The organism is Muricoccus pecuniae (assembly GCF_014199205.1).
Lineage (GTDB): Bacteria > Pseudomonadota > Alphaproteobacteria > Acetobacterales > Acetobacteraceae > Roseomonas > Roseomonas pecuniae.
The window spans coordinates 209,207-221,572 of the sequence record NZ_JACIJD010000001.1 but is presented as its reverse complement, the minus strand read 5'-3'; the positions used below and the strand labels follow the sequence as shown (position 1 = coordinate 221,572).

The 12,366-nt window shown below is 76.6% G+C and carries 5 protein-coding genes; all 5 read left to right on the top strand.

Annotation, left to right across the window (positions count from 1 at the left end; all coding sequences use genetic code 11):
• Window positions 1-50 precede the first annotated feature (50 nt).
• The 5 genes from FHS87_RS00940 to FHS87_RS00920 all read left to right on the top strand — a co-directional run bounded on the left by FHS87_RS00940 (window position 51) and on the right by FHS87_RS00920 (window position 12,354).
• Window positions 51-1,391, top strand: coding sequence for a glycosyltransferase family 4 protein (locus tag FHS87_RS00940; RefSeq protein ID WP_312861836.1), 1,341 nt, complete (start codon window positions 51-53; stop codon window positions 1,389-1,391).
• A 25-nt stretch (window positions 1,392-1,416) separates the two neighbouring features.
• Window positions 1,417-8,865 carry a type I polyketide synthase gene (locus FHS87_RS00935; protein ID WP_184512870.1) on the top strand — a complete coding sequence of 2,483 codons (7,449 nt, stop codon included), beginning with the start codon at window positions 1,417-1,419 and terminating at the stop codon, window positions 8,863-8,865.
• Entirely contained in the window at window positions 8,862-10,181 is a 1,320-nt protein-coding gene (locus FHS87_RS00930) for an aminotransferase class I/II-fold pyridoxal phosphate-dependent enzyme (protein WP_184512868.1), read from the top strand. Before FHS87_RS00935 ends, FHS87_RS00930 begins: the two co-directional genes overlap by 4 nt.
• 68 nt (window positions 10,182-10,249) lie before the next feature.
• Window positions 10,250-11,005 (top strand): formyltransferase family protein, encoded by a 756-nt coding sequence (locus tag FHS87_RS00925; RefSeq protein WP_221299350.1) that lies wholly within the window; start codon window positions 10,250-10,252, stop codon window positions 11,003-11,005.
• Window positions 11,006-11,103: 98 nt separating this feature from the next.
• Window positions 11,104-12,354 (top strand): capsule biosynthesis protein, encoded by a 1,251-nt coding sequence (locus FHS87_RS00920; protein ID WP_312861835.1) that lies wholly within the window; start codon window positions 11,104-11,106, stop codon window positions 12,352-12,354.
• Window positions 12,355-12,366: the final 12 nt, after the last annotated feature.

Here is a 12,366-nt window from a genome sequence, read left to right as displayed (position 1 = left end):
TCGTTAGCAATTGCAGTAAACCCGTTAAAGTTGTGTTCACGGAGGCGACAGTGCCACGAGGCGAGGGGTATCCGACGCTCCGCAAGGCGCTCCCAGCCCCGGCGCCCCATGTCATCCTCGACATCTCCCGCCTGCTCGTCTGCGGCAGCAAGGCTGCCCCTTCCGGCATCGACCGGGTCGAGATGGCCTATGCCCGCCGATGGGCAACAATGCCCGAGGATCGCTGCACTTTCGTCGCCCAGCGACTGACCGGGGACTATGTCGCGCTGCCCTGGCGGGCCGTGGTGGGCTTTGTCGCCCAACTGTCCAAGGCCTGGGGCCAGGGCGATCCGGGCAGCAAGGCCGCGCGGCGCGCACGGCGCATCTCCATCGCCCTGCGCTGGCGGGTGATGGCCGGGCTCGGCCACCGGCAACTCGCGCGACGGTTGCAGGAGACGGGGCCAAAGGCCTTCCTGCTCGTGTCCCACCGCGCGTTGGAGCGCCCCCGCCCGATACAAGCGATGCGCGAGGCCGGCTGCGCCTTCATTCCCCTCATCCACGACCTCATCCCCGCGACGCATCCGGAATACGCCCGCCCCGGGCAGGCCGACCGGCACCTCCGGCGCATCGGCACCACCGCCACCCTGGCGGACGCCGTCATCGTCAACTCCGCCCATACCGCTGCGGCGCTGCGGCCCCATCTGCGCGTGCGCACGACCCCGCCGCCCGTCATCGTGGCCCCGCTCGGCATCGAGCCGCCGCCCGCCCCGGCCCCGGCCCTGCCGGCGGAGCCCTACTTCGTGGTTCTCGGCACGATCGAGCCGCGCAAGAACCACCTCCTGCTCCTCCATCTCTGGCGCGACCTGGCCGCCCGGATGGGGGGACGCACGCCGCACCTCCTCATCGTCGGCCGCCGGGGATGGGAGAACGAGAACATCGTCGACATCCTCGAGCGCTGCGACGTCCTCCGCGGCACGGTGCGCGAGGTGGGGCAGGTGCCGGACCGGGAGGTCTGGGAGATCCTGCGCGGCGCCCGCGCCCTTCTCTTCCCCTCCTTCGCGGAGGGCTACGGCCTGCCGCTGGCCGAGGCGCTCGCGCTCGGCGTTCCCGCCATCTGCTCGGACCTTCCCGCCTTGCGGGAGGTCGGCGGCACCGTGCCCGACTATCTCGACCCGCTGGACGGCCCGGCCTGGCGCAACGCCATCCTCGACTATGCCGAGCCCACCAGCGGCTCCCGCACGGCCCAGATCGAGCGCCTGGCCAGCTGGCGGCCGCCGCGGTGGGAAGCGCATTTCGCGGCGGTGGACGAGATGCTAGCCTCCCTGCCGCAGCGCGGTTTCCGCCCGGCCCGTTCCTCCGTGCCGGGCTGGCTCGGCGCCCGCGCCGCCCAGGTGGACCGCGCCACCCCTTGATCCCACGCCCGCCCGAGGCACGCCGGTGAGGCGGCCCGCCGCAGCGCGCCCGACCGGAACCGATCTCCGCAGCACCATGCCCCGCACGCCTCCCGCCGAGCCGATCGCCATCCTCGGCGCGGCCTGCCGTTTCCCCGGTGCGCCGGATCTCGATGCCTTCTGGTCCCTCCTGGCCGAGGGGCGGGACGCCGTCTCCACCCTGCCGGCGGACCGCTTCAACCAGGACTGGTTCCACCATCCCCGCAGGGAGGAGGCCGGGCGCTCCTACAGCTTCGCCGCCGGCCATCTCGGCGACATCGCGGGCTTCGACCCCGCGCATTTCGGCCTCTCCCCGCGCGAGGCCGCGGAGGCCGACCCGCAGCAGCGCCTCCTTCTCGAGGTTGCCTGGGAAGCGCTGGAGGATGCGGGCTGGCCCGCCTCCTCCGTGGCGGGGCGCGAGATCGGCGTCTTTGTCGGCGGCTCCTCGACCGACTACGCCGAGCTGCGCCTCTCCGATCCCTCGGGCGCCGACCGCTACTTCATGACCGGCAACACCCTCTCCATTCTGGGGAACCGGATCACCAACGTTCTCGACCTCCGCGGCGGGGCGCAGACGATCGACACCGCCTGCTCCTCCTCCCTCGTCGCCCTCTCTCTCGCCGTGGACTCGCTCCGCGCGGGGCGGGTGGAGGCGGCGCTGGTGGGCGGGGTGCAGCTGCTCCTCTCGCCCTACGCCTTCACCGGCTTCTCCCGGGCCTCGATGCTCTCGCCCAGCGGGCGCTGCCATGTCTTCTCCGCGGCGGCCGACGGCTATGTGCGCGGCGAGGGCGCGGGGATGGTCGTCCTCAAGCCCCTCTCCGCCGCGCTGGCGGCGGGGGACCCCGTGCGCGGCGTGATCCTGGCTGCCGGGGTGAACGCGGTCGGCCGCTCCATCGGCCTCTCCCTGCCCGATCCGCAAGCCCAGGCTGCGCTGCTGCGCAAGGTGCTGGCCGAGGCCGGCCTGCCCGCCGGGCGGGTGGGTTACTTCGAGGCCCATGGCACCGGCACCCAGGCCGGCGACCCCGTGGAGGCGCAGGCGATCGGCGAGGCGCTGGCCATGCCCGGCGCCGGAGACCGTGGCTCGCCTCTGCCCGTGGGTTCGGTGAAGTCGAATATCGGCCATCTGGAGACCGCCTCCGGCATGGCCGGGCTGCTCAAGGCGCTGCTGATGCTGGAGAGGCGGGTGATCCCGCCGAACCTGCATCTCGGCACCCCGAACCCGCGGATCGACTTCGCCGGCCTCGGAATCCGCGTGCCCACCGCGCCGGAGCCCCTGCCGGGCGATGAGCCGGTGATCGGGGTGAACTCCTTCGGCTTCGGCGGCACCAACGCCTCCCTCCTCCTCGCCGCGCCTCCGCCCGTGGATGCCGCGCCCGAGACGGAGGCCGCGGCCCTGCCGCCCCTGCTCCTCTCCGCCCGCTCCGCCGAGGCGCTTCCCCGCGCCGCCGCCGCCTGGGCCGAGGCGCTCCGCGCGGCACCCGGGCGCGCCCCGGCCCTGCTGCGCGGCCTCGCCCGCCACCGCGACCTCGCCCCGCATCGCCTCGTGCTGCGCGCCGGGGATGCCGAGGGGCTGGCGGAGGCGCTGGAGGGCTTCGCGGCGGGCGAGCCCCGGGGGGTGCAGGGCACCGCCCCCGCCCTTCCCGCCCCCGGCCCCGTCTTCGCCTTCTCCGGCAACGGCTCCCAGTTTCCGGGCATGGCGCGGGACGCCATGGCCGGCTCCCGCGCCTTCCGCGAGGCGGTCGAGGCCGCGGATGCCGAGATGGCGCCGCATCTCGGCTGGTCCGTCGCCGCCGCCCTGGCCGATGGCCTGACCGCCGAGGCCCTGGCCGCGACGGAGGTGGCCCAGCCCGCGCTCTTCGCCGTGCAGCACGGGCTCGTCGCCGCCCTGGCCGGGGAGGGCATCGCCCCCGCCCTCGTCCTCGGCCATTCCGTCGGCGAGGTCGCCGCGGCGCTGGCGGCGGGCATCCTGGATCTTCCCGGGGCGGCGCGGCTGATCGTCGCCCGCTCGGCGGCCCAGGCGCGCACGCGCGGCAAGGGGCGCATGGCCGCCCTCAACGCCACCGAGGCCGAGGCGGCGCCGCTGCTCGCCGCCTGCGGGCCGGGGCTCGAGATCGCCGCCCGCAACGCGCCCCGCGCCCTCACCGTCGCCGGCCCGGCCGAGGCGATCGCCCGCCTCGCCGTCGCGGCCCGGCAGGGGCGCCTGTCCTTCGTCCCGCTCGACCTCGACTACGCCTTCCACTCCGCCGCGATGGACGAGGTGGAGGGGCTGCTGCGGGAGTCCCTGGCCGGGCTGCGGCCGGCGGCGCCGCGCATCCCCTTCCTCTCCGCCGTCACCGGCACGCTCCTCGATGCCCCGGCGGATGCGGAGTACTGGTGGCGCAACCTCCGCGCGCCCGTCCGCTTCGCCGAGGCCGCCGCCGAGGCCGGGCGGCTCGGCGCGCGTCCCGTCATCGAGATCGGCCCCAACCCGATCCTGCAATCCTATCTCCGGGAGGCCCTGCGTGAGGCCCTGCGTCCTGGCGGGAGCGAGGCGCCGATCCTCGCCAGCCTCTCGCGCCGGGACCCGCCGGGCGACCCGGTCCCCGCCATCGCGGACCGCGCGACGGCGCTGGGCGCCGATCCCCGCACCGGCCCCGCCTTCGCCGGCCCGGCCCTCCGCCGCGGCCTGCCCCGCACGCCCTATGCCCGCCGGCGCCACTGGTTCCCGGCCACGCCCGAGACCCACCGCCTGCACGACCCCGTGCTGGACCACCCCCTCCTGGGCTTCCGGCGAGAGGCGGATGCGGCCGAGGCCGGCTTCGCCACCTGGACACGTGACCTGGACGCGGCCCTGCTGCCCTGGCTCGGCGACCACCGGCTGGGGGAGGAGGCGGTGCTGCCCGCCGCCGCCATGGTCGAGATGGCCCTCGCCGCCGGCCTCCGCCGCTTCCCCGAGGCCGAGGCGCTTGAGGTTTCGACGCTCCAGATCCTCCGCCCCCTGCCCATCCCCGGCGCCGAGCCCGGGGCCGGGAGCCAGGAGGTGCGCTTCCGTCTGGGCGACGACGGCGTGTTCCGCCTCGAATCCCGCCGCCGGATGACGGGCGAGGCCTGGTCGCTCCACGCGCGCGGGCTGCTGCGCCCCGCCACCGCCGAGGCCCTCCCCGCCCTGCCGCCCCCGCCCCCCGCTGGCCGCCGGGTGGAGGAGACCGCCCTGCACGCCGCCGCGGCCCGCTGCGGCCTCGACTACGGCCCCGCCTTCCGCCCCGTGCTCCACGTGGATCTCGCCCCGTCCGGCCGCGCGGCCGAGGTGGCGCTCGGCCTTCCCGCCGGGGCGCCGGAGGACGCGCCCTTCCTGCTGCACCCCGTCCGGCTGGACGGCGCCATGCAGGGGCTGATCGGCCTGCTCGCCGACCGCCGCGCCTCCCCCGCCGGCGAGGCCCTGGTTCCCGTGCGCTTCGAGCGCCTCGTCGTGCGGCGGGACGCCGCCCCGGCCACCCGCGCCGCCCTCGCCCTCACCCATGCCGGGGAGCGCGCGGCCGAGGCCCGCATGGTCCTCGGCGACGCCGCCGGTCGCCCGGTGGCGGTGGCCGAGGGCGTGTGGTTCCAGCGCGCCCGCCTCGGCCGGGCCGAGGCCGCGGAGGCGGCGGTCTTCCGGCTGGAGGACGTGCCCGCGGCCGACCCCGCCCTGCCCCCGCCCGAGGGGGGTCGCCTCCTCGACCTCGCCATGGCCGCGGCCGGCGCGCGGGACGAGTCGCTGGACCTCTCCGAGACCGCCCTCCTGCTGGAAGGCTATGTCGCCGCTGCGGCGATGGCCGCCTTCTCCGGAGACGATGGCCGGGATGGCGCGTCCCCCCGGCCCGTCCTGCCCGCCACCCCCTATGCCGCCGCCCTACTCCGCGCGCTGGAGGAGGACGGGCTGGCCGAGCGGGAGGGCGCCGGCTGGCGGCTGCTGCCCGCCGACGACCTGCCCGCGCCCGGGGAGATCTGGCGCTCTGTCCTGATCGAGCGCCCGGCCCTGGCGGGGGACCTCGCCGCCCTCGCCCTGGCGGCCGAGCGCCTGCCCGATGCCCTGGCCGGCCATCTCCCGCCGGAGGACGCCGCGCCCGGCCTCCCGGAGGAGTCCGCCGCCGCCGACCGGCTGGCCCAGGTCCTGGCCGACGCCGCCGGCGCGGTCGCCGCCGCCTGGCCGGCCGAGCGCCCGCTTCGCGTGCTCGACCTCGGCGGCGCGGCGCTCACCCGCCACCTCGCCACCGCCCTCGCCCGCGCGGGCCGCCGCGTGCAGCAGGTGCTGGCTGGCCCCACGCGCCCCGCCCCGGCCCCGCAGCCGACGCTGGAGGTGGTCCCTCTCGACTGGGACCCCGCGGGCGGCGCGCCGCCCCCCCTCACGGCGGATCTCGTGGTCGGCGTCGCCCCGGCCATGCGCGGCGGGGCGGGCACCGGCCTCCTCCCCGGCCTCGCCGCCGCGCTGGCCGAGGGCGGGCTCCTGCTCCTGGCCGAGCCCCTGCCCGGGCGCGTGATCGACTTCGCGCGGGGCCAGGAGGCCGGGAGCCGTTCCGCCCCGCCCCTGCCCGGCCTGGACGCCTGGCGCGGCGCGCTGGCCGCCGAGGGCTGGGCCGCCGCGCGGGTGGAGGCGCTGCAGGCCTCCCCCTGGCCCGCCGCGATCCTCGCCGCGCAGCGCCCCACCCCCGTCCCCGCCACCCCGACGGCAGCGCCGCCGCGCCGGCACGTCCTCCTCGCCGATTCCGGCGCGGCGCCGCTGGGCGAGGCCCTGGCCGCCGCGCTGTCGGCCTCCGGGGCGGCGGTGGAGATCCACCGGCTGGAGGACGCGGCCTCCCTTCCCCCGCGCCTGCTGCGGGATGCCGCCGTGGTGGCCCTCGCCAACCCGGCCCCCCTCGCGCTCCCGACAACCCTGGCGGGCCTGTCCAGCCTTGCCGGGGCCGCTTCCGGCGCGGCCCGCAGCCTCGCCCTCGTCGCCCAGGGCGACCCGGCCTGCCCCGCGGCCGAGGCGGTGCGCGCCCTCGGCCGCGTGCTCGCCAACGAGATGCCGGACCTCGCGCCGCGCCGGATCACCGTGGACGCGGCCCTCGCCCCCGCCGCCGCGGCGCGGCGCCTGCTGCCGGAATTGCTGACTTCCGGAGCGGAGACGGCGGCCGAAGCCGCGCCAGGGGCCGAGCCGGAGCTCGTCCTCGGCCTCTCCGCCCGGCGCGTGCCGCGGATCGTCACGGGCCAGCCGCCCGGCCCGGCCCTGCCCGCGCGCCTGGCCGTGCGCCAGCCGGGCGCCCTCTCCTCCCTCGGCTGGGAGCCGATGGAGCCCCTGCCCGCCCCCGGCCCGGGGGAGGTGCGGATCCGGGTGGAGGCGGCCGGCCTCAACTTCCGCGACCTCATGTGGGCTCAGGGCCTGCTGCCGGAGGAGACGCTGAAGGACGGCTTCGCCGGCGCCGGCCTCGGCATGGAATGCGCGGGGGTGGTGGAGGCGGCGGGGCCCGGCGTCCTGCTGCATCCGGGCACGCGCGTCTTCGGCTTCGCGCCCCGCGCGCTGGCCAGCCGCGTGCTCACCCGCGCCGAGGCCGTGGTTCCCGTCCCGGAGGGGCTGAGCCCCGCCGCCGCCGCCACCATCCCCGTCGCCTTCCTCACCGCCGTCTACGCGCTGGAGAGCTGCGCGCGCCTCCTTCCGGGGGAGCGGGTGCTGATCCATGGTGGCGCCGGGGCGGTCGGCCTCGCCGCGCTGCAGGTGGCGGGGGCCGCGGGCGCGCAGGTGGCGATGACCGCGGGCACCCCGGCCAAGCGCGCCTTCCTGCGCGCGGCCGGCGCCGACCTCGTGCTCGACAGCCGCGCGGCGGGCTTCGACGACGCGCTGCGCCGGCACTGGCCGGAGGGGGTGGACGTCGTGCTCAACTCCCTGGCCGGGGAGGCGATGGAGCGCTCCCTCGCCCTGCTCCGGCCCTTCGGCCGCTTCGTCGAGCTGGGCAAGCGCGACTATGCCGAGGACCGCCGCGTGGCGGTGCGCCCCTTCCGCCGCAACATCACCTATTTCGGCGTGGATGTGGACCAGCTTCCCCGCGCGCGCCCGGCCGAGGCCGCGCGGCTGCTGGAGGCCATCCGCGGGCGGCTCGCCATCGGCGACCTCCGCCCCCTGCCCTATGCCCGGCGCGCGGCCGAGGATGCGGAGGGCGCCTTCCGGCTGCTCCAGGCGAGCGGGCATATCGGCAAGATCGTCCTCACCCCGCCCCGGGGCGACGCGCAGCCCGTGCCGGACTGGTCGCCGCGCGGGGGCGGGACGATCCTCGTCACGGGCGGCGCCTCCGGCTTCGGGCTGGAATGCGCGAAGTGGCTGGCCGCGGGCGGGGCGTCGCGCCTCGCCCTGCTCTCCCGCCGCGGCCCCGCCACCCCGGGCGCGGCGGAGGCGGTGACGGCGCTGGCCGCCCTCGGCGCGCGGGCCAGCCTGCACGCCGTCGATGCCTCGAACGAGGCGGCGCTCGCCGCCGTGCTGGCGGAGCTGCGGGAGGAGGGGCCGGTCACCGGCGTCGTCCACGCCGCCGCCGTGTTCGACGACGGCGCGGCCACGGCGATGAACGCCGCCCGCTTCGCCCGCGTGCTCGCGCCCAAGCTCTCGGCGGCGGAGAACCTGGACCGGCTGACGGCGGGCGACCCGCTCGACCTCTTCCTCCTCTTCTCCTCGGCAACGACCGCGCTCGGCAATCCGGGCCAGGCGAACTACGTCGCGGCGAATGCGGGGCTGGAGGCCCTGGCCCGCCGGCGCCGCGCCGCCGGGCGCCCGGCGCTCGCCATCGGCTGGGGCCCGATCGGGGATGCCGGCATCCTGGCGCGCGACGCCGAGACGGCGCGCACCCTCGGCCGCCGCCTCGGCGTGGAGCCGATGGCGGCCCGCGAATCCCTGGAGGCCCTGCCCGCGCTCATCGCCTCGGGCGTGCCCGCGATCTCCCTCGCCCGCGTCGCCTGGAAGCGCGTGGGCGCCGCCCTCCCCGTGCTGCGCGAGCCCGCCTTCGCCGCCCTGCGCGGCCGGGCGGAGGAGGCGGATGCCGATATCGCCGACATGCGCGCCCATCTCGCCGCCCTGCCGGCGGCCGAGGCGCGGGCGCTGCTCACCCGCATCGGCGCGGAGGAGCTGGGCCGCATCCTGCGCCTGCCGCCCGAGAGCATCGCGCCCGACGCGCCGGTCGCGCGGCTGGGCCTCGACAGCCTCGGCGGGCTGGAGCTGCGCGGGGCGCTGGAGGCGCGGCTGGGCATGACCGTGCCCCTCTCCGCCGTCACCGAGGACCTCACCGTCGCCGGCCTCGCCGCGCGCGTCGCCGAGGGACTCTCGGGAGGCGGGCGCGAGGCCGGGATCGACGCGCTGCTCGACAGTTTCGAACCGGGGGCGGCGACACCACCTACGCCGGAGCCGACCCCGGCGGACGCGGCCACGCTGCCCCCCGGCGCGGGTTCGGCCACCGCTTCGATGGAGAACCCCGCTTGACCCAGGGCCAGGGCCTCACCGCCACCGCCCGCCTCGCCCTTCTCCAGCGCCTCACCAAGCGCCGCGCGCGGCAGGAGGAGAGCGGCGCCGAGGGGGGCGGCAGCTCCTTCGCCGAGCTGCCGGCGCTGCGCGACTTCGAGCTGATGAAGACGGCGATGGAGGCGCTCGACCTTCCCAACCCGTTCTTCCGCCCCCATGCGGGCGCGGCCTCGGCCACCACGGTGATCGAGGGGGCGGAGTACCTGAACTTCTCCTCCTACAACTATCTCGGCCTCAACGCCGATCCGCGCGTGAAGGCCGCGGCCCATGCGGCGATCGACCGCTACGGCGTCTCGGCCTCCGCGTCCCGCATCGTCTCGGGCGAGCGGCCGCTGCATGCGGAGCTGGAAGCGGCGCTGGCCGCGCATTACGGCGCGGAGGCCGCGCTCACCCTCGTCTCCGGCCATGCGACGAATGTGACGGTCATCGGCCATCTCATGGGCCCGCGCGACGTGATCCTGCACGACGCGACGATCCATAATTCCTGCATCGAGGGCGCGCGACTCTCCGGGGCGCGGCGCATTCCCTTCGCGCATAACGACCATCAGGCCGCCGAGCGCGAGCTGGCCGCCGCGCGCCGCGCCGCCGGCCGCGCCCTCATTCTCATCGAGGGCCACTACTCGATGGATGGCGACGTGCCCGACCTCGCGCGCTTCATTGAGATCGCGCGCCGCCACGACGGCTGGCTCATGGTGGACGAGGCGCATTCCATGGGCGTGCTCGGCCCCACCGGCCACGGCATCGCGGAACTCCAGGGCGTCGATCCCTCGGGCGTCGATATCTGGATGGGCACGCTGTCGAAGACGCTCTCCTCCTGCGGCGGCTATGTCGCGGCGCGGCGGCAGCTCATCGACTGGCTGCGCCACACCGCGCCCGGCTTCGTCTACTCCGTCGGCCTCGCCCCCGTGCTGGCGGCCTCCGCCCTCGAATCCCTGCGCATCCTCGGGGAGGAGCCCTGGCGGGTGGCAAGGCTGAACGCGAACGCCACCCGCTTCCGCGACGGGCTGCGCGCGCGCGGGCTGGATGCCGGCGCCTCGGCCGGCCACGCCATCGTGCCGCTGATGACGGGTTCCTCCGTGCGGGCCGGCCGCCTCTCGGCCGAGCTGTTCCGGCGCGGCTTGAACGTGCAGCCCATCACCTTCCCCGCCGTGCCCGAGCGCGCGGCGCGGCTGCGCTTCTTCCTCTCCGCCGACCACACGGAGGAGCAGATCGACCGCGCCCTCGGCATCGTGGCCGAGGCGGCGGCGGGCACCGGGCCGGCGGAGGGCGCGGGCTGACGGAAGGGGCGCCCCGGCCGCCGCGCATCGCCCTGCTCACCCTGCCCGGCGCCGCGAGCGCGGAGGCGGTGGCGGAGTTCGCCGCGGCCGAGCGGGAGAGGATCGTCCTCCTCGGCCTCTCGAACCCCTACCGCCGCGCGGCGGGCGGCGCGGTCGGCCAGGCCTGGCGCCACCTGCGCCGCTCCGGGCCGCGCTTCCTCCTCTATCTCGCGGTGAACATGGCCCTGCCGCGCCTCGCCGCCGCGCTGCGCCGGGGGCCGGGGCCGCTCGCCCGGGCGCTCGGCGCGCGGGGGGTGCCGGTGCTGGAGGTGGATGACGTGAACGGGCCCGGCTTCCACGCGGCCCTGCGCGCGGCGCGGCCGGACCTCATCGTCACCTTCCACTTCGACGCGATCCTCTCGGCCGAGACCCTCGCCCTCGCGCCGATGGGCGGGATCAACATCCACCCCTCCCTCCTGCCGCGCCATCGCGGCCCCGTGCCGACCTTCTGGGCGGGGATGGAGAGCGTGCCGTCGCATGGGGTCACGGTCCACCGCCTCGCGCCGCGGATCGATGCGGGGGCGATCCTCGCGCAGCGCGCCATTCCCCTCCCGCCGGGCACCACCGCCTCCGCCGCCGCGCGGCTGCTGCACCGTGCGGCCGTGCCGCTGGCGCGCGAGGTGCTGGCACGCCTCGGCACGGGCGCCGTCGAGGAGGGGCGCGTCGTCGAGGTGCTGCCCTACTGCCCCTTTCCCTCCCGGGCCGCGCTGCACGAGGCGCGGCGCCGTGGGCTGCGCCTCGTCGGCCTCGGCGATCTCCGGGCGGCGCTGCGCGCGCGGCTCTGAGCCCTCGACGCCACACCCCGGGCACGCCCGCCCGCGGATTCACCGGTCCGCTGCCGCACAGGATTGTCCTGGCCCCCCGTGGCGCATAAGGAACGAGGGTGCGACAGGAAACCGAGAGCACCGCGCGACGGGAATTCCTGTTCCTGCAGGGCCCTATCACCCCTTTCTTCACTCGGATGGGCGCGCGGCTGCGCGAGCTCGGCCACGGCGTGCACCGCATCAACCTCTGCCTCGGCGACAAGCTGAGCTGGCGCGGGCCGGGGGCGGTGGACTTCACCGGCCGCCCGGGCGACTGGCCCGCTTACATCGCAGCCTTCCTCGACCGCCACGGGATCACCGACATCGTCCTGCTCGGCGAGCAGCGCCTCTACCACCGGGAGGCCATCGCGGCCGCCAGGGCGCGCGGCATCGCGGTGGTGGCGACGGATTTCGGCTACATCCGCCCGGACTGGATCACCTTCGAGTTCAACGGGCTCGGCCGCGACAGCCTCTTCCCGCGCGACCCCGCCGCCATCCTCGCCCTGGCCGAGGATCTGCCGCCGCCCGACCTGGCGACGCGCTACCGCGACAGCTTCCTCAACCAGGCCGCCTGGGACGTGGCCTACCACTTCGTCTCGCTCATTCCCGGCTTCTTCCGCCACTACGAGAGCCACCAGATCTACCATCCCCTCCAGGTCTATCTCGGCACGCTCTCGCGCATCCTCACGCGGCGCCGGGCCAATCGCCGGGCGGACGGCATCATCGCGCGGCTGAAGGGGCGCGGCCCGCTTTTCCTCATGGCGATGCAGATGGAGACGGACTTCTCCGTCCGCGCCTATTCCGCCTATTCCGACCTCGACACGGCGATTGAGGAGGTGACGCGCTCCTTCGCCGCCCATGCGCCGGCCGACGCGCAACTCCTGTTCAAGGTCCATCCGCTGGACCCCGCGATGAAGAACTGGCGCCGCCGCGTGACGCGGATCGCCGGGCGCGCCGGGGTGGCGGAGCGCGTCCACTATCTCGGCGGCGGCAACCTCGGCGACATCACCGAAAGCGTGCAGGGCGTCATCACCATCAACAGCACGGTCGGGCTGCGCGCCATCGTGGACCGGCTGCCCACCCACGCGCTGGGCGAGGCCCTCTACAAGATCCCCGGCCTGACCCATGACGGCCCGCTCGACCGCTTCTGGACCGAGGGCCGCCCGCCCGATCCCGAGCTGCGCGAGGCCTTCCTGCGCGGCATCGCCTGGTGCCTGCAGATCCGTGGCGTCTACTACGCGCAGCCCGGGCTGGACGCGGCGGTGGAGGCGGCCGTCCACCGCCTGCACAACCGCCTCGTGAACCGGCCGGTGTTGCCGGGCCGCGGCTGAGGCGGGCGGGCG